Annotated in this window: 23 protein-coding genes; 13 read left to right on the top strand and 10 right to left on the bottom strand. The window is 47.1% G+C overall.

Annotation, left to right across the window (positions count from 1 at the left end; all coding sequences use genetic code 11):
* Nucleotides 1-93 precede the first annotated feature (93 nt).
* The 6 genes from FC96_RS00555 to FC96_RS00530 form a co-directional block, all read right to left on the bottom strand.
* A complete protein-coding gene (locus tag FC96_RS00555; RefSeq protein WP_054660406.1) occupies nt 94-504 on the bottom strand; it encodes a hypothetical protein in 411 nt (136 codons plus the stop codon).
* A gap of 9 nt (nt 505-513) precedes the next feature.
* Nucleotides 514-1,479 carry a hypothetical protein gene (locus tag FC96_RS00550; RefSeq protein WP_054660405.1) on the bottom strand — a complete coding sequence of 322 codons (966 nt, stop codon included), beginning with the start codon at nt 1,477-1,479 and terminating at the stop codon, nt 514-516.
* Between the two features lie 182 nt (nt 1,480-1,661).
* Complete coding sequence (gene narI, locus FC96_RS00545; RefSeq protein ID WP_056941618.1) at nt 1,662-2,351, bottom strand: respiratory nitrate reductase subunit gamma; 690 nt, start codon at nt 2,349-2,351, stop codon at nt 1,662-1,664.
* A complete protein-coding gene (narJ, locus tag FC96_RS00540; protein WP_056941617.1) occupies nt 2,348-2,920 on the bottom strand; it encodes a nitrate reductase molybdenum cofactor assembly chaperone in 573 nt (190 codons plus the stop codon). The genes narI and narJ overlap by 4 nt, the downstream gene beginning before the upstream one ends.
* The gene (gene narH / locus FC96_RS00535) at nt 2,913-4,472 is read right to left on the bottom strand and encodes a nitrate reductase subunit beta (RefSeq protein ID WP_056941616.1); all 1,560 of its coding nucleotides are present in this window, start codon (nt 4,470-4,472) and stop codon (nt 2,913-2,915) included. The genes narJ and narH overlap by 8 nt, the downstream gene beginning before the upstream one ends.
* The gene (locus tag FC96_RS00530; protein WP_056941615.1) at nt 4,462-8,130 is read right to left on the bottom strand and encodes a nitrate reductase subunit alpha; all 3,669 of its coding nucleotides are present in this window, start codon (nt 8,128-8,130) and stop codon (nt 4,462-4,464) included. Before FC96_RS00530 ends, narH begins: the two co-directional genes overlap by 11 nt.
* A 158-nt stretch (nt 8,131-8,288) precedes the next feature.
* Here FC96_RS00530 and FC96_RS00525 point away from each other — a divergent pair, with 158 nt between their 5' ends.
* From FC96_RS00525 to FC96_RS00465, 13 genes are all read left to right on the top strand, one after another.
* Entirely contained in the window at nt 8,289-9,308 is a 1,020-nt protein-coding gene (locus FC96_RS00525; protein ID WP_056941614.1) for a HesA/MoeB/ThiF family protein, read from the top strand.
* On the top strand, nt 9,305-9,772 hold the full coding sequence (locus FC96_RS00520) for a MogA/MoaB family molybdenum cofactor biosynthesis protein (RefSeq protein ID WP_054660403.1): 468 nt from the start codon (nt 9,305-9,307) through the stop codon (nt 9,770-9,772). Before FC96_RS00525 ends, FC96_RS00520 begins: the two co-directional genes overlap by 4 nt.
* Nucleotides 9,773-9,785: 13 nt before the next feature.
* Nucleotides 9,786-11,006 (top strand): molybdopterin molybdotransferase MoeA, encoded by a 1,221-nt coding sequence (locus FC96_RS00515; RefSeq protein ID WP_054660401.1) that lies wholly within the window; start codon nt 9,786-9,788, stop codon nt 11,004-11,006.
* The gene (gene mobB, locus FC96_RS00510) at nt 10,985-11,476 is read left to right on the top strand and encodes a molybdopterin-guanine dinucleotide biosynthesis protein B (RefSeq protein WP_056941613.1); all 492 of its coding nucleotides are present in this window, start codon (nt 10,985-10,987) and stop codon (nt 11,474-11,476) included. Before FC96_RS00515 ends, mobB begins: the two co-directional genes overlap by 22 nt.
* A complete protein-coding gene (moaC, locus tag FC96_RS00505; RefSeq protein ID WP_056941612.1) occupies nt 11,469-11,954 on the top strand; it encodes a cyclic pyranopterin monophosphate synthase MoaC in 486 nt (161 codons plus the stop codon). The genes mobB and moaC overlap by 8 nt, the downstream gene beginning before the upstream one ends.
* A gap of 12 nt (nt 11,955-11,966) precedes the next feature.
* Nucleotides 11,967-12,551 (top strand): molybdenum cofactor guanylyltransferase, encoded by a 585-nt coding sequence (locus FC96_RS00500; RefSeq protein ID WP_054660397.1) that lies wholly within the window; start codon nt 11,967-11,969, stop codon nt 12,549-12,551.
* Entirely contained in the window at nt 12,526-12,783 is a 258-nt protein-coding gene (locus FC96_RS00495; protein WP_054660395.1) for a hypothetical protein, read from the top strand. The genes FC96_RS00500 and FC96_RS00495 overlap by 26 nt, the downstream gene beginning before the upstream one ends.
* A gap of 96 nt (nt 12,784-12,879) precedes the next feature.
* Nucleotides 12,880-13,314, top strand: a complete 435-nt coding sequence (locus FC96_RS00490; RefSeq protein WP_054660393.1) for a GAF domain-containing protein — start codon at nt 12,880-12,882, stop codon at nt 13,312-13,314.
* Nucleotides 13,315-13,337: 23 nt separating this feature from the next.
* Nucleotides 13,338-14,366 (top strand): sensor histidine kinase, encoded by a 1,029-nt coding sequence (locus FC96_RS00485; RefSeq protein WP_054660391.1) that lies wholly within the window; start codon nt 13,338-13,340, stop codon nt 14,364-14,366.
* Between the two features lie 14 nt (nt 14,367-14,380).
* A complete protein-coding gene (locus FC96_RS00480) occupies nt 14,381-15,034 on the top strand; it encodes a response regulator (protein WP_056941611.1) in 654 nt (217 codons plus the stop codon).
* 95 nt (nt 15,035-15,129) lie between these two features.
* Nucleotides 15,130-15,423: a hypothetical protein gene (locus FC96_RS00475; RefSeq protein ID WP_054660389.1), complete on the top strand. Its 294-nt coding sequence runs from the start codon at nt 15,130-15,132 to the stop codon at nt 15,421-15,423.
* Nucleotides 15,413-16,414: a hypothetical protein gene (locus FC96_RS00470; RefSeq protein ID WP_056941610.1), complete on the top strand. Its 1,002-nt coding sequence runs from the start codon at nt 15,413-15,415 to the stop codon at nt 16,412-16,414. Before FC96_RS00475 ends, FC96_RS00470 begins: the two co-directional genes overlap by 11 nt.
* The gene (locus FC96_RS00465) at nt 16,407-17,300 is read left to right on the top strand and encodes a hypothetical protein (RefSeq protein ID WP_056941609.1); all 894 of its coding nucleotides are present in this window, start codon (nt 16,407-16,409) and stop codon (nt 17,298-17,300) included. The genes FC96_RS00470 and FC96_RS00465 overlap by 8 nt, the downstream gene beginning before the upstream one ends.
* 81 nt (nt 17,301-17,381) lie before the next feature.
* Here the strand turns inward: FC96_RS00465 and FC96_RS00460 are convergent, their stop codons facing one another.
* From FC96_RS00460 to FC96_RS00445, 4 genes are read right to left on the bottom strand one after another with little or no spacing between them, the layout of a single operon-like run.
* A complete protein-coding gene (locus FC96_RS00460) occupies nt 17,382-18,278 on the bottom strand; it encodes a helix-turn-helix domain-containing protein (protein WP_056941608.1) in 897 nt (298 codons plus the stop codon).
* Nucleotides 18,279-18,306: 28 nt separating this feature from the next.
* On the bottom strand, nt 18,307-18,639 hold the full coding sequence (locus tag FC96_RS00455; protein WP_054660383.1) for a metal-sulfur cluster assembly factor: 333 nt from the start codon (nt 18,637-18,639) through the stop codon (nt 18,307-18,309).
* Between the two features lie 27 nt (nt 18,640-18,666).
* Complete coding sequence (locus FC96_RS00450) at nt 18,667-18,966, bottom strand: cupin domain-containing protein (protein ID WP_054660381.1); 300 nt, start codon at nt 18,964-18,966, stop codon at nt 18,667-18,669.
* 23 nt (nt 18,967-18,989) lie between these two features.
* Complete coding sequence (locus FC96_RS00445) at nt 18,990-20,180, bottom strand: nitrate/nitrite transporter (protein WP_056941607.1); 1,191 nt, start codon at nt 20,178-20,180, stop codon at nt 18,990-18,992.
* Between the last annotated feature and the right edge of the window lie 2 nt (nt 20,181-20,182).

Here is a 20,182-nt window from a genome sequence, read left to right as displayed (position 1 = left end):
TCATCAAGTAAAGGGGCAGCCGCTTAAAAACTCAATTGGCCGCCCCTTTTGTTAAATTTTAAGATCTAGTGGGTTTTCCCCCGTTTTTGATTGTTAAGCTGATTGCCAAATTTTATCATCAAAATGACCAAGTTTGTTAGCTTCAAGCGTCTTAAAGTAGGCTAATAACTCGATTGCCCCACTTTTGCTAATTTGAGAAATGGCATTGAGACCGGTTCCGGTCGGGACAACCTGACTCATTGAGGTGATTTCATTCCCATTTTCAATCGTCACTTGGGCACAGGTAATCGTCCAGTAATCCAAAACATTGGGCGCAAAAACTAAAAAGATGTTGTAATCGTCTGATAAATAACCTGGTAGCGCCCAAGCGGTGCCATCGATAGATTCAGGATTTAAATTTCCCTGTAATGCAAACTCGGAAATATTTTCTTGGGTTGGCACCACGTCCAATATAAATAATGTGTTTTCAAATTCGCGAGTGCCTAATTTTAATTCAGTATTCAAAGTTTCCTCCTAAGCGAAGTTTTGACGGTAAAAGTCGTACTTCTTTTTAATGGCCGCAAGTGGCGCGTCCATCACGTGCTCATAGCCGGCCTCATCTAGACAGAATCGGCGACTAATGATTGCCTTCAACTGGATTGCGACTCCTGGGAACTGAGCAATAATTGGTCGCAGGTCAGTTGACATGATCTCAAACTGGGCAACGAAATTGGGCACCAATACCTTGACGAAATCTTGGTAAGTATCAGCTAAAACCTCGGCATAACAATGATCAGCATACTTCAACTCGATGGCTTCTAGGCGATCATAGTACTCACTATCTCCCAACCCCTTTTCGTTTTTGACAACGTGCTGTTCGTCGTATTCATGCATCAAATACGCGTCCCAGTCGCGGTAAGCATACGTTGTCATCTTAACCACTAGATGGCGACCTCCCCCGTTGACGTTTGTTGGAACCATCGCTCCGGTCGGCTCCTTCAAGTACGGTTTAACTAGCTGTTCAGTCACATAGTGGTAATATGTCCCGACGATTAACTCTTGGTCGGCCTCCTCATCATAGAGATCGCCGGTTCCAACTAACGCCGGCAAGCCAATCAAGCTTAATCGGGTTTGATTGACGGCATAAATAATATCCTCGAGTTCTTCAGTAATGTCATCCGTTCGGCTGATAATCTGTAAAACATGGGTAAATAAGCGCACCAACTCGTTTCGTTCGCCCTTTTGGTTATCGTAAATGCCTAGCTGCCGCGCATACTTTCGGGTTTCACGTTCCATTTTGGCTTCAAGAGATGTTGTCATCCGTTCCACTTTCACAGGCAAAACCGGTTGGTCAAACGCCTCTTGAGCCACCGTTCGAACTGCAGCTCGCAGGAGCGGCCGCATCTCAATAAAGTCCGGAAATTCAAAAACATTTTGAAACTCATAATGCCCTTGGTCATCCGGCTTAGCTGCGTTTAGATTCAGGTTAAATTGCGTCAAGAGTCAACCTCCATTCGTTTCTTTTCTCTAGTCTAACCATCCTCTCGCCAAATTAGTATTGGGGAAAGGACTGAAAAATCTACCGTAATCAAAAACGGTCAATTTCATCACAACTCAAAATGAGGCGCCGGTTGACTACTCAACCGGCGCCTCATTTTAGTTTGATACCATTTCTTCAACCCTTAGACTCGGGGGCGCCGACGATAGACGATGAACCGCCGGAAAATATACTGCCACGGCAGTGTTAAAGCGTGCACTAATCGGGTGTATGGGAAGAACCCAAAAATCGCAAACCCACAGATCACATGAATCTTGTAAATCCATGGAACATTGGCCATCAATTGCCATTGTGGATGGAGATAGAACAATGATCGCGCCCACACTGATAACGTTTCACGATAATCAAAATTCCCCTGAAAGGGACTTGATAACGTCGAAGCCAACCCCAAAATAATCGTAATGAGCAAGGCAACGTCAATCACCAAATCGCTCCATGAGCTCGTTAGAAATACGCGCGCGTTGGTAAAGCGACGATAAGTGAGAATAAACATCCCGGCTAACGCCATCAATCCGGCAGCTGATCCCATCATTAGGGAGCCGACCAAGTGATACAGTTCGTTTGAAATTCCAAATAGTTCGGTCCACGTTTTCGGAATCAAAATTCCAAGGACGTGGCCAAAAAACGCTAAGATAATCCCAACATGGAATAACAAACTACCAATCATTAACTTACGTTTTTCAAGCATTTCGCTAGAAACCGCAGTGATTCCGGCACGAAACCAGCCAAATCGAACAATTGTCCCAAAGACAAACGAGAGCATCATCGCATAGGGGTAAATCACCCACAATAAAATGGACCCAAAATGACTCATGACACTTTCACCTCCGATTCCACGCATGTTCTGAGCTCCGCACGAATGACTTGAATGAGTTGGAAGTACGGATCATCCAGTTCCGCTTTGGCGTGTTCGAGTAGTGTATAGGTCCCATCTTCGATCACTTGAAACGCCAGTTTAAGGTCTTGTTGCCGTGGATCGTCGGTAAAGTTGCCATAGGCCAAGAATTCCAGAACCATCGGCAAAAAATCAGCTAATTCATTGCCCTCGATCGACACGCCAAACATTTCGTAGAGCATTTTCAACTTCGCCAAGATCGTCCCTCGTTCTCGCGAATCAGCCATTTTGTAGTAACTCATATAGAGCGTGTAGCGTTTATTCATTTCAAACAACGATGCATAATGCGTTTGCTGGGCCAACGGATCAGCGTCGCCCAGTTGTTTCACCAACGCCAGCAAACGGTCCTTTTGAGTGGTTTGTGGGTAATGGGCCACTAACTCATCGTAGGTCGCCCGACTGAACGTTTCCGCATCGGGATAATCAATTAGCCGAGAAAGGGTCACAAAGGCGTCAGTGAGCTGGTCTAACCGCTTAAAATTAATCACGCCAAATCCCCCCATAGAAGCTCTCAGCGTAAATTTGGTTAGTACTTTCGCCGGCTTCAGCTTTTTTAAACATGCTACCGTGTTGCGGCGCTAATGAACATCCTTCACACTCGTCATAGCCTAGACCACCCTGTTCACTCTGAGCATCTTCAACCTGTTCTTTATGGCTCTTAGGAATGACAAACCGATCTTCATACTTGGCGATGGCCAATAACCGGTACAATGAAGTGGCTGTTCCCTCGGTCAAATTGACGCGATCAAGCTTTTCAACGTCAAAGTCTTTCCCGCTTGTCTGGGCCCGCATGTACAACCGCATCATCGCTAATTTGTACAAAGCATTCTTAATGGCCTCCAGGTTGCCACCCGTCAATAAACTGGCCAAATAGTCTACTGGAATCCGCATTTCATCAATCCCTGGGAAAATCATTTCCGGATCCTTGATTGAATCACGACCTTCAAAGTAGTTCATGATTGGTGACAGTGGTGGAATGTACCAAACCATCGGCATTGTCCGGTATTCTGGATGGAGTGGAAAGGCAATTTTCTCCTCCACGGCCATCCGGTAAATTGGCGAACGTTGGGCAGCTTCAATCATTTCTTCATTGACGCCATCCGCAAGTGCTTGTTCAATCACTTCAGGATCGTTAGGGTCCAAGAATAAATCTAGTTGGGCTTCATAAAGCTTATCTTCTTCCGGTGTTTCAGCGGCCGCTTCCACCCGATCGGCATCGTAAAGCATCGCACCAATGTAGCGAATTCGGCCAACACACGTTTCAGAACAAACAGTCGGTTCCCCTTCTTCAATTCTCGGATAACAGAACGTACATTTTTCCGCCTTATTGGTCTTCCAGTTAAAGTAGACCTTCTTATAAGGGCAACCCGTCATACAGAACCGCCACCCGCGGCAGCGTTCTTGATCAACCAACACAATGCCATCTTCGTCCCGCTTGTACATGGCACCAGACGGACACGAGGCCACACACGGGGCGTTCAAGCAATGCTCACACAACCGCGGTAAATACATCATAAAGGCCTGCTCAAAGTTTGCTTTAATGTCGGTTTCAATTTTAGCCATATTAGGGTCTTGCTTGAAATATTCAGGCGACCCAGCCAAATCATCATCCCAGTTAGGCCCCGTTTTGAGGTCCATTGTCTGACCGGTGATTTGAGACTTTGCCCGAGCAACCGGCTGGTGCTTTTTTTCGGGGCCAAATAACGTTTGGTAATCATACGTCCATGGCTCATAATAATCGTCTAATTCAGGCATGTCTGGATTATAGAAAATCTTACCCAAACCAACCTTATTTAATTTGTTACCAGCCCGTAATTGAAGTTTCCCCTTGCTATTGAGTTCCCAGCCGCCCTTGTAGTGGCCTTCGTCTTCCCAGCGCTTAGGATACCCAACCCCCGGTTTTGTTTCAACGTTGTTAAACCACATGTATTCGGCACCCGGCCGATTTGTCCACGTATTTTTGCACGTCACGGAACAGGTATGACAGCCGATGCACTTGTCGAGGTTTAACACCATCCCAATCTGAGCTTTAATCTTCATTCCAGTTCACCTTCTTTAACTTCCGAACGTTGACATAAAGGTCCCGTTGATTACCAATCGGACCGTAGTAGTTAAATGCGTAACTTAGTTGACCGTACCCGCCAACCATCTGAGTCGGCTTCACGTGAATCTGAGTCGGTGCGTTGTGCGAGCCTCCACGGTTCCCAGTGATGGTCGACAGTGGTTCTTGAATCTGCATATCCTGGGCATGATACATGTACATTGAGCCTTCAGGCATCCGGTGAGAAACAACCGCCCGCGCTGTGACAACCCCGTTTCGGTTGTATATTTCCAACCAATCGTTGTCTTTAATCCCTGCCTTATCAGCATCGACCGGGCTGAGCCAAACGTTTGGTCCCCCTCTAAATAACGTCAGCATTTCAAGGTTATCGTAGTACATCGTATGAATATTCCACTTTCCGTGAGGTGTCATGTAGCGAAGCGTTAATTCGTTGCTGTCCGGTGTAATGGCAACATCAGCGGGCCCCATGACTTGTGGCGGCAACGTTGGCTTGTAGTTGGCCAGCGTTTCGCCATACTCTTGAAAGATTTCGTGATCCAAGTAGAATTGTTGCCGCCCCGTTAAGGTGCGGAATGGCACTTTGCGCTCGATGTTCACGGTAAATGGCGAATACCGGTCGCCATCATGCTTCGCCGATGTAAAGATTGGCGTTGGAATCGCTTCGGCCGGTTGAACCGTAATGCTCTTAAAACTCATTTGATCTTCTCGCCGTCCGGCACTGATGTCTTGCAGTTTCTGGCCGGTTATCGTTTCAGCGTTTTGCCAAGCCTTTGCGGCCACATGCCCGTTAGACGTGCTCGACAAATGTAGGATGGCGTCACAAACGTTTTTGTCCACATCAAGTTTTGGACAGCCTTCGTTAAGACCGCGGTCAAAGGTGCCCAAAATATCCTTGAGTTCGTCATATTCAGTCGACACATCGTAAGTGTAACCTTCGCCACCCACTTTACCCCGGGCGTTTGGTCCAAGCGCAATAAACTTGTCATAGACTTGTGTATAGTCGCGTTTAATCAAGGATAGCGACGGCATCGTCTGACCAGGAGTACAGTCAATTTCGCCCTTCTTCCAGTCCTTGATAACCCCCATTGGTTGGGCAATTTCAGCCTTTGAGTCATGACCTAATGGTTGCGTTTTCAGATCGTATTGAGGTTCAGCGTAGTATTTCTTTGCCATATTAGATACCGTTTTGGCTAAGGCTTTGAACTGCTGCCAATCACTCTTCGATTCCCACATTGGCGAAACCGCTGCATTAAACGGATGAATGTACGGATGCATATCCGTTGAAGAGAGGTCTTCCTTTTCGTACCAAGTCGCTGCCGGCAAAATCACGTCGGAATACATCGGGGTTGCCACCATCCGAAAGTCCATATCAATGACAAGGTCTAACTTTCCGGTAATGGTTTCATCATTCCAAATCATTTCCTCAGGCTTTTGCCGGTCGTTCGTTTTAGCCAACAACCCGTTTTCAGCACCTAACAAGTGCTTCATGAAGTACTCTTGACCCTTGCCAGAACTCGTAAAGAGGTTGGACCGCCAAATGAATAGCCCTTTTGGTTGGTTTTGATTTGCATCCGGGTTTTCCGCAGCAAAGTGCAAGTCACCGGCTTTTAATTCTGCCACGACGTGCTTTGAAATTTCGCCAAGATCCGTTGTGTGATACTTGTCAGTAAAGGACAACGAACTCCGGTCAAATTGTGGATAACTTGGCAACCATCCTAATCGAATGGCTAATTGGTTGTAATCGGCGGCGTGATCGTAAACGTGCTTCGTTTTTGTGACGGGTGACTTAAGGGCCTTGTTGTCCAATTCGTCATACTTCCATTGGTCCGACGCAAAGTAGAAGAAGGAAGTCCCGTTTTGTTGCCGGGCGCCACCTTTTTGCCAGTCGTTTGCAAACGCAATCGTACTCCACCCCTCTTGAGGCCGCAGTTTTTCCTGACCGACATAGTGCGCCCAACCGCCACCTGAAACGCCTTCACAACCGCACAACATTAGGTTGTTGATAATTGAACGATAGGTCATATCACTATTAAACCAGTGGTTGATGCCGGCCCCCATGATCACCATGGTCTTCCCACCAGTGTCCAGCGCATTTTGAGCAAATTCCCGGGCAACCTGAACAACCAAGCTTGCTTTAACCCCGGTAACCGTTTCCTGCCAGGCCGGTGTGTAACAACTTTGAACATCATCATAACCGGTTGCTGCCAACGAATCATCCGCCTCACGCTTGATGCCATACTGACTCATCATGAGGTCAAAAACAGTGGTGACATAGTGTTCACTGCCATCCATGAACGTCATCTTTTTAGCTGGTACATGGCGCTTTAAAACCCCATTCCCCTGATTATCAAAGGTTGGAAAATCAATGGTGACATCGACGTCAGCATCAATCGACAGATCAGGGTCAATCTCAGCCCCGTTTTGATCCTTCATTTCCAAATTCCACGGTTGGCCGTCTTCCCAACGTTGACCGATAGTCCCGTTTGGAACGACAAACTTTCCTTGATTGCCATCAAATAAAACCGGTTTCCATTCGCCATTTTCAACAGCATCCGCCGCAATATCGGTAATTCGAACAAATCGGCCGGATGCGAAATCTTCTGGATTGGCATCACTTGGTTGCAACGTGATTAAAAACGGTAAATCCGTATATTGCTTGACGTAATCGATGAACTGCTGCTCGTGGCGCTCTTGGTAAAATTCGTTCAAGATCACGTGGGTCATACCCTGAGCTAATGCGGCGTCAGTCCCCGGCTTGGGAGCTAACCAATTATCAGCAAACTTCACATTTTCCGCATAATCGGGACTAACTGCGACAATTTTAGCGCCGTGATACCGCGCTTCAGTCATGAAATGGGCATCTGGCGTTCGTGTCAGCGGCACGTTTGACCCCCACATCATAATGTATTGACTGTTGTACCAATCAGCCGATTCCGGCACATCTGTTTGCTCACCCCAAATTTGCGGTGAGGCCGGTGGCAGATCCGCGTACCAGTCGTAAAACGAGAGCATTTCACCCCCGAGTAACGAAATGAAGCGGGCCCCGGACGCATAACTCATCATGGACATCGCTGGAATCGGGGTAAATCCGGCCAACCGGTCAGGACCGTACGTCTTAATGGTGTACAACAGCATGGCCGAAATCAGTTCCAGGGCCTCCGCGCGATGAACGCGCACCATTCCCCCATGACCCCGAGCCGACTTGTAAATAGCAGCCTTTTCGGGATCCTCAACAATGCTGGCCCATGCTTCAACGGGACTTTCATACTGTTTTTTGGCGGCATCCCAAAGTTGCCACAACTTGCCACGGATATAAGGGTACTTGATGCGCACTGGACTGTATTCATACCACGAAAAACTTGCCCCTCTGGGACATCCCCGCGGTTCGTAGCCAGGCATATTTGCGCCACATTCCGGATAGTCAGTCGCTTGGTGTTCCCACGTAATGATGCCTTGTTTCACGTAGACGTTCCAACTACAAGAACCGGTACAATTGACCCCGTGAGTTGTCCGCACAACTTTATCATGAGCCCAACGTTGTTTGTAAAGCTTTTCCCAACGCCGACTGTTTTCTTCCAGCTGGGTAAAGGTACCGTTGAACTTTTCAACGCTCTTGAAAAAGCGGGATTTTTTCACTTTCTAAGACCTCCTTATTCGCTTACAATGGTGTGTCACTTTCGCCGAGAACTGGTATCTCAATAAAAGTAAGCCATTTCCCTAATACTACGTTAGCATGGCGTTTGCTATACTTCGACTAGGGAATTACCTATATTTTTTAGAGGAGGAATCGGAAAATGCCCGATCGATTTGACCGCCAAAAGCGGGTTAAGGTGATTGGCGAACCGGGTCAACGGCGCATTGAACAAGCAACGGTCATCATTGCGGGTGTCGGGGCCCTTGGAACCTACGCAGCCGCCCAACTCATTCGAGCTGGCGTGGCAGGCTTGATTCTCGTTGACCCTGACGTGGTCACGCTGACTAACTTGCAACGTCAAGCCCTCTTTACCGAGGCTGACGTCGGCGAACTCAAAGTCACAGCCGCTAAGCGTCACCTATTAGAAATTAATCATAGTGCGCACATCCAGGTCGTCCCTGAATCAATTGACCGGTCGTTTTTTGAAGACCATCCGGCCACTTTAGTTCTTGATTGTTTGGATAATTACACGGCTCGTGACACCATTAACCAGGCCGCATTGGCTGGCCATTTTGATTACATTTTTGCCAGTTGTGCAGGTACCTTCGGTAGTGTCATGCCCGTTTCACCAACTCATCACGCTTGTCTAAATTGCCTCTACCCAAACTTAGCTGAACTAAAACAAACCGACTGCGACCTAATCGGCGTCAACACGGCATTGGTGCCGCTCGTCTCAGCGCTTCAAGTGTCACTTGCGTTGCACTACCTGGTTGATCGCGCCAGCGTTCAATTTGATCGGCTCTATACCTTTGATAACTGGACAATGACTCAGCAAACATTTCGGGTGCAAAAAGCTGACCAATGTGCCATGTGTCACCGTTTGACTTGGCCAGTTCCAACCGACACAAGCGATACGCTTCAGGTCCTTTGTGGGACCCAGACCTACCAAGTGACCCATGCTTTATTACCGAGTCTGCCGCTGATCGAGCAACATTTGGAAAATCAAAAAGTACCGTACAAACGGTTCAAGACCTTTCTGTCCTTTAACTGGGACGGGTACACTATCAGCCTATTTAAAAACCAAAAGCTACTACTTTACGGCGTCAGCGACCTTGAGGCGGCCACCCGGCTGTATCAGACTATCAAGACAGCCTTTAATCAGGAGGTCATTCAACCATGACAACTGCTATGATCCTCACCATCAGTGACACCCGTAATTTAACGACCGACAAAACCGGTTTGGTAATCTCGGAGCAATTGACAGCGGCTGGAATTGCCGTTCTTGACCGTCAGGTGGCCATTGATGATATCGTCGCAATTCAGTATCAGTTTTTAGCCTTTGAACAACGGCTACCCGATCTCATTATCACAAATGGGGGCACCGGCATTGCTCAACGAGACGTGACCATTCCCGCAATTCAACCACTGCTGACCACGGTGATTAACGGGTTTGGCGAGACTTTCCGTGAGATTTCCTATCGTGAGGTAGGCACCCGTGCCCTAGCCTCTCGGGCAATGGCCGGATTTAACGTTAAAAATCAGCTGTGCTACTGCTTACCAGGCTCAACCAATGCCTGCCAAACAGCCATGACAAAACTAATCTTACCGGAATATGAACATTTACTCACTGAGCGTCACAAATAAAAGGAGTGGTTTAATGTTAACCAGACGGTTTCCAATTTCAATTCAAGAAGCGCAACAAAAACTAGCCGAGGTCTCGCTACCATCCAAAGTTGAAACAATCCCCGTTCAAACGGCCAATCATCGAGTTCTCGCAGATACGATTGTGGCGCCGTTTGCCTACCCTCATTTTCGACGGTCCGGTTATGATGGTTATGCGATTCGGAGCTCGGACGATCACGACTTCCCCAAAACGTTTAAAGTCGTCGGCGACATTCCTGCCGGAGCAACGTTTGAGAGGGAATTAGGTGAAAACGAAACTGTCCGCATTATGACGGGTGCCTTTGTCCCAACAAATGCCGGTAAGGTCATCATGCTGGAACAGACTCGCTCGGTAGAAAACAAGCCCAACCAGGTTAAAATGGTCGTCACCGAAAAACACAGTAACATCACTGAAATTGGGTCAGAATTTCAGGAAGGCGATGACTTAATCCTTAAAAATACAGAACTAACACCCGGTGGCCTTGCGATTCTCACGGCATTTGGGATCCAAGAAGTCACCGTTTATCGGCAGCCCCGGGTTGCCGTCATCACGACTGGCACGGAGTTAATGGCCCCGGACGAACCGCTTCAGGCGGGCAAAATTTATAACAGTAACGGCCTTTTGATCGCGAATCTCGTGCGCGAAAACGGCGGCATTGTTACTCAGGAATCTCAGCTTGTTGACGACGCGGATCTTTTAGCCTCGACGCTCCAGAAAGCTATGGCAGAAAACGACCTCGTCATTACCGATGGCGGGGTTTCAGTTGGCGATTTTGACTTTATCGGCGACACCGCTCGCACCGCGGACACACTGCTGTTCAACAAACTTAAAATGCGACCTGGCAGTGTCACGACCGCTTTTGTTCAGGATAAAACGCTCGTCATGGCCCTGTCCGGCAATCCTGGGGCGTGCTTCACAGCCTTTTACCTTTTCGTAGAGCCGCTATTACAGCGATTCATGCACCATTCTTCGAAAGTAAAACGGGTAACCGCCACCTTAGCGGCCCCCTACCATAAAACCAACGGGTACGACCGGATTTTACGGAGCACTTATCAAGAATCCAATCAGGAAATTGCCGTTTTTCCCAACGGATCTGACCAATCCGGGGCCCTTGGTAATTTGCAGACGACGACGTGCTTGGTGGAAATTCCACATAGTACCAACCCCATTGCGCTTAACGCAAAGGTGACCGCATGGCTACTTCCTTTCAAATAATTGGGTTTAAAAAAAGCGGTAAGACCGCTGTCACAGAGGAAGTGACTCAAATTCTGACGCAACGGGGCTTTAATGTCAGTGTTTTCAAGCATGATCGGCATCGAGCCACTATGGATAAAGCCGGCACGGACACGGACCGGTTTACCAATGCCGGGGCTGAAAACGTCATTTTGCAATCCGATAGCGGTCTATTCTTGCATCGGACGGCCTCCTCTCCTCTTGACTTAACACAGATAATCCAGTGGTTAGGCCGCGAAGCCGACCTGGTTTTAGTTGAAGGATACAAAATGGCATCATTTAAGAAACTTGTGCTTCTCAGACCTTCGGATCACCGAAGCGACTTTATGACTGTTTCAAATATCGTGCGATTCGCCAGTCTCCAAGATCACCCTGAGGCTGACTTGGTCGGTCAAACGGCCATTGTTGACTGGTTAATCAATACGTTAACGAAGGGAGAAAATGATGACTGATCAACTGACTCACTTTAACGACCAAAATCGAGCTAAGATGGTTGATGTTTCGGATAAGGCTGTCACTGCTCGAACAGCGATCGCAACCGGTCAAATTACAATGCGCCCGGAAACTTTGACACGCATTCATGATGGTCAAATTAAAAAGGGCGACGTCCTCGCTGTCGCCCAGGTTGCTGGGATCATGGCTGCAAAACAGACTAGCACTTTGATTCCCATGTGCCATTTAATTCCCCTTACCGGTGTCGATATCCATTTCAGCGATGATCACGCGACAACGATCACGGTTTCTGCAAAAGTTAAAACAAAGCATGTCACCGGCGTTGAAATTGAAGCACTCCTTGCTGTCCAAACCACCTTACTCACCATTTATGACATGTGTAAGGCGATTGATCGCGGGATGTTGATTTCAAACGTCCACCTAGTCGAAAAAGATGGTGGTAAAAGTGGCCATTTTACGTATCAAGAACCATCCTAGGAGGGAGTTTTCATGATTGGATTAGTACTAGCCGGCGGCCAATCTAAACGATTCGGCCAAGATAAGGCTTGCTACTATCAGCCGGGTAAAACCGTCAATAATGCAGCTTTAGCCGTTAGTAAACTGACCATGCTATGTGATGTCGTCCTTATCGCTGCTAATTCGCAAAACCAAGCCGTACTTACCCGGCAGTTTCAGGATCAACACACGGTGACGGTTCTAACCGATCAACCAGCCTATGCCGCTCAGGGACCGTTGAGTGGCCTCTACGCTGCCGCTTTTTACCGTCAAAGAGCTAGCGAGTACTTGTTATTAGCGGTAGATTATCCCAATCTGCGGCCTGCCACCCTTGCCCAAGTTGCCAGTCAGCCTAATTGCTATGCCGCCACGCCTGGGGCCGTCCACTACACGATTGCCCATTTCACCATCTCTTTTCAGCAACTTAGAGATTATCTACTGTTGGCTGATAACCGACTTGGGCAGTTTTTAAAAACAGCCTGTGGTTGCCGACCGGTCACGTTTCCGGCAACTGCAGAATTTCAAAACCTTAATTATCCGGAGGAAAACAGGAATGCAAACCAAAGACCAAATGAGTGAACCTGACTTTCAACGCCTCGTTCAAATCGCCTTAACCGACCTAGCTATCCGCCGTACTGTAGCGGAAAATGACATGGCCGATGTTAATGAAGAGATGCGTTCACTGGAAAAAGATGATAAACTAGACCGGCTGGACGCTCAAATTCGGGCAATTCAATCGGATTATGATCACTACCGGCAGTTTTTAGATCCAGAATTTAAAATGGATGTGACGGCCCCTTATAACGAATAGCCAAAATATTCCAAATCAATATAAAAAGTCCCCTTTTTATATAAAAAAACGGTTTCAAACTTATTGAATAATGGTACTATTAGGGAGGAAACAGAATTGACTCTGGCAGATCACGATGGCCAATTAAACTATCAGGAACTGGTGAACCATATATACCAGACCAACACCTTTGATTTTGTGGGGCTAGCACTAAAGTCTGACGATTTTTCCCGCAACATCAAATGGTACTTTGTGGCCGGAAATCAATCCGAGCAATTCAGAAAAATTGTCCTTAGAAGCGGTATTGGAATTGCCGGGCTGGTTGTGCGAACTGGTAAACCGTTTTGGAAGAATCAATTGCAGTGTTATTCATTTGCAGATGCGATGTACACGCCAATCGCGCGAGTTGAATCGCTCACAAGTGCTGCTGCCGTTCCCCTCGTTGATTCAGTGACTCGACAGGTCAACGGCGTTCTTCTAGCCGGTTATCGGCATGACGAGAAAGTCTCAGAACAGACCACCCGTCGGCTCTCCCAATACCTCAGACAATAGTCTGGTGAAGGGAGGCCGACTTTTTGTTAGAAACAAAAGACTGGATTAAGCGCTATTTTGATGAAGCCACTGATGCTGTGATGATTTTTAAAGATGACGAATTAGTGGTTGCCAACCAGATTGCCCAGGACCTGCAAACTGAATTAAACCTAGATCCGGCCTATCTCATTGAGGTGGCCGACGCGTCTGTCAAACAAAAATTCACGCCAACGGACAACTGTTTTAGCTGTTCAATTCGAAACTCAATGCAGGAAATTTCAATTCCGATAACGCTGGCTTCTGACATGCCCCACCCGCTCAACTATTTTCTGGTTTATCACGTGATTGACGCTACTGATCACGTTTTTTCACTGACCCTTAAAAACCGGGGGACCATCGAGCGGTTAGACCAACTTGCACAGCAACGACAACTTAATCAATACGTGAATCGGGCCCACGAAGAGGAGCGAAAGCATATCTCCGAAGACCTTCATGACAGTATTGCTCAGGGGGTTTACTCGGCGATTATGGGGATTCGCCGATTAGCTGAGGGTGAGCTCGCAGACCACGATATTCGTCATATCACCCAAGTCATTGAGGGCCAACTCACTGATACGTTAGCCGAAGTAAAGGGAATGGCTCTGGATATTCGACCTTCTGTATTAGATAACTTTGGTCTCCTACCCGCCCTTCGTGTGCTAGCAAAACGCCTTGAGGAAAATTCTGGGACTGCAATCTTAGTCACGGGAAACGCCAACACCGATAACCTATCAACTGATGTCCAAAGCGTCCTGTACCGAATTGCGCAAGAGTCAATCAACAATGCACTAAAGCACGCAAAAGCGACGGAAATTGACGTCTTATTAGTTGCCCATGAACACTTCATTAATTTAGAAGTGATGGACGACGGAAGTGGCTTCGACGTTCCCAGTCACCAGCAATTCAATGGTCGCTCGCTTGGCTTAATGAATATGAACGAACGCGTTAAAGCGCTCAACGGGGCATTTTCAATCCGGTCCCATCCAGGGAACGGGACCACAGTAACCGCAAAGTTTCCGGTTACTACTTCATAGAGGGAGTCGCAAATATGTATAACGTACTTATCGCAGACGACCATGCCGTCGTACGGTCAGGTCTGTCTTATCTTGTGAATCAGCAACCTAACTTTACCGTGGTCGATGAGGAGGCTAACGGAACAGATACTTACCTACGAGTTGAGCAAGGTGGCATTGACATTTTAATCATGGATCTCAGTATGCCACCCGGTGAGAGTGGTCTCATCACCACCCAGCGGATTCACGAAAAGTACCCCGATGTCCGCATTCTCATTCTATCCATGCATGAGGAACAGGAATACATCAATAAATCAATTCATAATGGTGCAATGTCGTACATCTTAAAATCCTCCTCCGATGTGGAACTTATCAAAGGACTACAGGCCCTTTCCAACGGCGAAAACTACATTGACGACAATATCATGTTAACTAAAACGGACGTACAAGAAATTAACTCCGATGGTGTTGACGTTAACCTGAAGGGGTATAACGGCCTATCGAAGCGAGAGCGTGAAGTTTTCCCGCTCATTGCGCTCGGGTATTCTAACAAGGAAATTGCGAGTCAACTGTTTATTTCAACAAAAACGGTCGAGGCTCATAAAGCCAACATTATGCGAAAACTCACCCTGACGACCCGAGCTGATCTGGTTCGGTATGCGATTCACCACAACCTGATTGATTTATAACAAGTAATCAGTTGAATATAGTAAAATCCCCAATAGTTCTTTGTTGGCCCCCCTGTTAAACTGGTGATAATCCAGTTTTAGAGAGGAGCATCACCATGGCACATAATGTTAGCCAAGACGAAGAATTATTGGGGATTTTGCGTGATGTCGCGACCCACCGGTTCCACCAAGGCCGCCAGATTAATCCCGGTTCAATGCTTTACCAGACGGCTGAACTGGCAACAACTAGCGGCTATCTCGAAAACGCGGTCCTCGATGCCAATTATTCCAATCGGCTAGCGAGCCTCGACCTCACTCAAGCAAAGTTGACTGACTTGGGAGAAGCGAAGCTGCGAGAGCTGGCCGGTGGTCCATCAACTGAAACATCAGGAGGAAATCATGGATATTAAACAGCAATTAGCGACTAAATATGATAACGTCGCTATATATACGTCCGGTTTCTATGCGGATCCTGAGGATGACTTAGGCACCCGATCAAAATTACTAGAAACGTTAAAATCATTTGTCATGAATCAGCATGCTGACACGCCCTTTTCGCTGCAAATCATGACCACTAATGGCGAAATTAATGTCATGCCATTGGGGTTATTAAGTCTTGATGAGCTAAAGGCCTATGAAAATGAGCGTCGTAAAACCACGGGTCTCACATCACAGGCGACTGGTATCCCAATGGTGGTTCAATTTTCAGCTCATACTGACGATGCAGCGGTCAAAAAAGAAATTGTAGGGACAACCGATGAGTTGTTTGACCAATTTAACAATCATTTTACGGCGATCTGGATGGTCGTCAAAAGTTACCTAGCCGAAAACCTGGCTATTTTACAAAATTTGGAACGCGATCTCATCACGGATAGCCAAGATGTTCAGCAAGAGTATTTTAACAATTTTTCGGCAATGGATTCTGCCCACCGGAAAGCACAGTTGGGCTACGAATTAAAAGATGCTGATTTAAAGCACTTTAGTCATTTTATGGCCGACATGCATGAAGTGCAAAACATCGTGATGTCTGCTGCTGGTTTTAGCACCCATGAGATTATAGGTGATCAATTATTTGCTCAGGTCATGAACGATCGCGTCTTACGAAACACCCTGTTTTGGGTCCTTGACAACACCTTCTACGAAATCATGTACTACTTTATTGAGAAATACCAGGCAAATCCAGCGGGCGATAAAATGGTCAAACACCTCCGGCATCAAAAGAAATTGATGATTATTAATATGCGAAATGACGCCTTCCAGCGATCTCAAAACGTGCTCGAAGATCCCAAGCAAAAAGTGGATATGACCCGTTATTTCTCAGATATTTTTATTCCAGTTGCTGAGCAATTCTCCGCTGAGATCGATAAATTTAACGTGTCAGGAAGCGTCAGCCATGACTGACACATCGCCATTCATGGCTGAACTAACCACCCAAATTAACCAATTACCGCAACGCGTGCAGGCGGTCATCGGACTGGTTCCGGCAACGTCGGCGCGCTTATTAAGACAGCGGCTGTTTAACCTTTATCCGGCAACAACTGACGCCCGTCTTGGGGTGGTTCCTGAACTCATTGATCTCGCGATAGCGCTCAACCCACCGACGTTTCGTCCCAAGCCTTTAACCGTCAGCGAGGTTGCAATGGCTCATGCCAATGCGTACGCCGCTCAAATGGTCACTGGCCGTGCTCATCAGCTATTAAATCAGTCGCAGTTGGCACCAGCAGCCTGCCGGACTGCCGAAGCCGATATCGAAAAAATTTGGCTGGGAAACCTTGACCGACTCACGTTAAACTTTAATCAACGAATGCGGGTCGCCGATTATCTGAATGACAGTAAATCTCGATTTGGCCAATTAGCTGCGCTGACATGTTTCCTAACGACTAGGACGCATCAAACACCAGCTACTGTCACCGATTTGACAATGGCAATTGGCGAAAGCTTAGGCGTTGCGCAAGCCATTCTCGATGATGTGCAGGCGACAAACCAGGTTGCGTCGTTTCAACAGCAGCTACTCACCGGTAACTACACACTCCCCCTCCTCTTCGCAGTCGAAGCCGAGCCAGACTATTTTCACCGCCTGTTTAATCAATCAAGCAAACCAACAAACGAACAACTCATCACTACTCAAGCCCTCGTCCTCCAGTCAGGGGAAAAACCAGCGTTAGAAATAGCGGCTGAGTTGATTAACCAGGCTGAGTTGGACGGTCTTGGATTGTCAGATGACCTGGTCAAATCGCAATTAACCGGCTTATTGACCGCTATAATGGCCGAGGTCAAAGGTGAATAAACCAAAAAACGCTTGAAAAACCCTATATCGAGGATTTTTCAAGCGTTTTTTTACTGACTAGGCTAAGACCATCCCTGTCAGTTAATCGTTTTGTTGCTTCATCATCGCCGCGAAACGTTTTCTCAACGCAGCCACCTGCAATTCCACGACTTCATTTTGGTTAATGCGGGCAAAAGCAAGTGCTTCGTTCATCAATTGAGTCACTCGCTCGGCCTGCGCGCCAGACTCAATGGCATTTTGAGCTGCCAGGAGTTTAAGCCGCGGTAAGTAGTAAGTCACGTGTTTCTCAGAACAGAGGGCAATGCCATCGGTGATGAGTTGGTTGCTACTGGAATAATCTTTTTTTGCGGCGTCATATTGCGCCGTGTAAAAAAGAATGGTCAGCAACCGCAAATAAGTATTTCCCTTTTGAGGTGAGGCGTTCGCAGCCAGCGTCGCCCTAACAAACTTTCGGGTTTTTTTAAAGTAAAATTCAGCTCGGTCGAGCTGATTGCGGCGACTGTACATCACACCAGATCCAACATATGCGAGCTGGGTAAAGATAGTCTCATGATTTTCATCCAATTCATTTAAAATTCGGGAAAAATCAAATAAAACCTCATCTGGCTCTCGATTGATGAGTGACCTCAAAATACCACGCAAGTAATAGAACTGCATTTGCAATGGAATTGCATCAATTTCGGTGGCCTCAATTTTATTTAACGCCGCTAAGACCTGCTGATAGTTTTCCATCATCAGTTCCCTTTCGATCGCATCTAGCTGTTCCCGAATGTGAGTCACACTCGTCGTGGCCACTTGGTTCAACTCGTCAACGGTCAACCCTAAGCGACTGCACAGTTGGTCTAGGATCGTCAAGGACGGGACGTGACCGTTACGTTCAAATTTACTGAGCGTCGCTTGGGTACAAATCCCGTCACTCAACTTAACCTGTGAAAGTCGTAGGGCTTTGCGTCGATCGACAAATTTTTTGATGTCCATTCCAATCAGTCCATTCCTTCAATTCCGATTAACCGTGAATTCCGAGAGCCACTTTCGCAAACCGACTCATCATACTCATATCCCACGCCGGTTCCCAGACTAAATTAATATCGCAACTCGTGACGCCCTCAACAGCTAATACCGACTTGGTAATCTGATCAGATAATAGGTTCCCAAGCGGGCAACCCATGGTTGTCAGGGTCATGGTCACAATACAGTTCCCATCATCATCAACGTTGATGTCGTAGATTAAGCCTAAGTTCACCATATCAATCCCAAGTTCTGGATCAATGACGTCTTCTAAGGACGTCATCACCTTATCTTCAATGGGCGAAAAACGTTCGCCAAGTTGTTCTGCCATCTACCGACCCTCCAATTCATCTATCACTTATTCGGCTAGCACACCATGAACGACAATGACTTCACCATTGTCGTTCGGCGCGAGTAGCCAATGAAACTCGCCTGGTGCCATCACGACTGCCTTCCCCGGGGTCAAGACAGTCACGTCATCATCCGTATGAAATTCAATTTCACCCTTAATTGCCACGACCGTGACCGTCATCAGCGATCGATGACGCTTGATTTCACTGCCCTGTGGCACCACAAGGTGGGTAATGTTCAGATGGCGCCGCGATAACATTGGATCTGGTCCCGAAGTCACTTCGGGATTTGTTGTCAATATTTCCATAATAAACCTCCGCTGTCAACTCATTATTGAACAATGTGAACGTCGCCATGAATAAAGTGACGCCAAAGGGCATACCAGCAAATTATAGCCGTCACCACCAGTAAAATAATCCCCAATTGGTAGCTGCCCGTTGCTGATTGGATCCACCCGATGACCAATGGTGGGAAAAAGCCACCTAGGCCACCGACTGCCCCAACAAACCCAGTGACCGCACCAGTGTTTCCTTTTGAAACGTACGGCACCATCTTAAAAATAACCCCGTTACCAAATCCAGCAACAAGACCAACGCCAACAATCCCAACAATAAAGAGCGGTTGGTTATGAAATGTCACAGTAATCAGAAGGCCAAAGGCTGCAATGCCAATGAAAACCCACTGTAGCATACTCATCGGCCGATAGCGATCGGCTAATGCCCCACCTACCGGACGAATAATGGTACAGATGAAACCAAACAAAGCAGCGTACAATCCCGCCTGAATCTGCTCAACACCGAATAACGTCGTTAAGAAGGTCGGCGTTAAGTTACTGAATGAGACGAATAAGCCGAAAGTTAAGAAATAGAATAACGACAAGTACCAAGTACTACTTTCCTTGACTACTGATAGCGCGCCAAGCATCGTCTTGCTCTTATCGACCGGCATTTCTCGGCAGAAAATCGCAAATAGAACAATCATGATGACCGTGAGAATCATTAACGTATAGTACACCATGTTAAACCCTTGGCTTTTGGAAATCCACGGTAAAGTTAAGGCTGCGACAGCATTCCCCATGTTTCCCATAGCCACGATTCCAAGGGCTAATCCTTGCTTTTCTGCTGGGAACCAGGCACTAGCGTATGAAACACCAACAGCAAAGGACGTTCCGGCCATTCCAACAAACAAGGCGGCCACCAGCAACATGCCAAAAGTATGGACCTTAGTAATCATAAATAAGGGAATTAAAATAAAAATCATTAATAAGATATAGACCTTTTTGCCACCGTATTTATCACTAAAAATGCCCATGGGAATTCGTAAAATAGAACCAAGCAAGACAGGGGTTGCCAGCAGCAGTGTCCGTTCAGACACGCTTAGATGAAACATAGTCGCAACTTGACCTGCGAGTGGTGCAAAGTTGGACCAAGCCATAAAACAAACAATCATAGCAATTGTTGCCATGGTCAGTGCCATATAAGCGTTAAACCGGCTTGTTGGTTTTGCAGATGCATTTGACATTG

Origin of the sequence: Secundilactobacillus kimchicus JCM 15530, from assembly GCF_001433995.1 — a bacterium.
Taxonomy (GTDB): Bacteria; Bacillota; Bacilli; order Lactobacillales; family Lactobacillaceae; genus Secundilactobacillus; species Secundilactobacillus kimchicus.
This window is presented reverse-complemented; position numbering and strand designations above follow the sequence as displayed.

What these genes read in the sequence shown, in the direction of transcription:
- narI (WP_056941618.1), bottom strand. Translation starts at nt 2,351, where the DNA reads ATGAGTCATTTTGGGTCCATTTTATTGTGGGTGATTTACCCCTATGCG.
- narH (WP_056941616.1), bottom strand. Translation starts at nt 4,472, where the DNA reads ATGAAGATTAAAGCTCAGATTGGGATGGTGTTAAACCTCGACAAGTGC.
- FC96_RS00525 (WP_056941614.1), top strand. Translation starts at nt 8,289, where the DNA reads ATGCCCGATCGATTTGACCGCCAAAAGCGGGTTAAGGTGATTGGCGAA.
- FC96_RS00520 (WP_054660403.1), top strand. Translation starts at nt 9,305, where the DNA reads ATGACAACTGCTATGATCCTCACCATCAGTGACACCCGTAATTTAACG.
- FC96_RS00515 (WP_054660401.1), top strand. Translation starts at nt 9,786, where the DNA reads ATGTTAACCAGACGGTTTCCAATTTCAATTCAAGAAGCGCAACAAAAA.
- mobB (WP_056941613.1), top strand. Translation starts at nt 10,985, where the DNA reads ATGGCTACTTCCTTTCAAATAATTGGGTTTAAAAAAAGCGGTAAGACC.
- moaC (WP_056941612.1), top strand. Translation starts at nt 11,469, where the DNA reads ATGACTGATCAACTGACTCACTTTAACGACCAAAATCGAGCTAAGATG.
- FC96_RS00500 (WP_054660397.1), top strand. Translation starts at nt 11,967, where the DNA reads ATGATTGGATTAGTACTAGCCGGCGGCCAATCTAAACGATTCGGCCAA.
- FC96_RS00495 (WP_054660395.1), top strand. Translation starts at nt 12,526, where the DNA reads ATGCAAACCAAAGACCAAATGAGTGAACCTGACTTTCAACGCCTCGTT.
- FC96_RS00480 (WP_056941611.1), top strand. Translation starts at nt 14,381, where the DNA reads ATGTATAACGTACTTATCGCAGACGACCATGCCGTCGTACGGTCAGGT.
- FC96_RS00475 (WP_054660389.1), top strand. Translation starts at nt 15,130, where the DNA reads ATGGCACATAATGTTAGCCAAGACGAAGAATTATTGGGGATTTTGCGT.
- FC96_RS00470 (WP_056941610.1), top strand. Translation starts at nt 15,413, where the DNA reads ATGGATATTAAACAGCAATTAGCGACTAAATATGATAACGTCGCTATA.
- FC96_RS00465 (WP_056941609.1), top strand. Translation starts at nt 16,407, where the DNA reads ATGACTGACACATCGCCATTCATGGCTGAACTAACCACCCAAATTAAC.
- FC96_RS00460 (WP_056941608.1), bottom strand. Translation starts at nt 18,278, where the DNA reads ATGGACATCAAAAAATTTGTCGATCGACGCAAAGCCCTACGACTTTCA.
- FC96_RS00455 (WP_054660383.1), bottom strand. Translation starts at nt 18,639, where the DNA reads ATGGCAGAACAACTTGGCGAACGTTTTTCGCCCATTGAAGATAAGGTG.
- FC96_RS00450 (WP_054660381.1), bottom strand. Translation starts at nt 18,966, where the DNA reads ATGGAAATATTGACAACAAATCCCGAAGTGACTTCGGGACCAGATCCA.
- FC96_RS00445 (WP_056941607.1), bottom strand. Translation starts at nt 20,180, where the DNA reads ATGTCAAATGCATCTGCAAAACCAACAAGCCGGTTTAACGCTTATATG.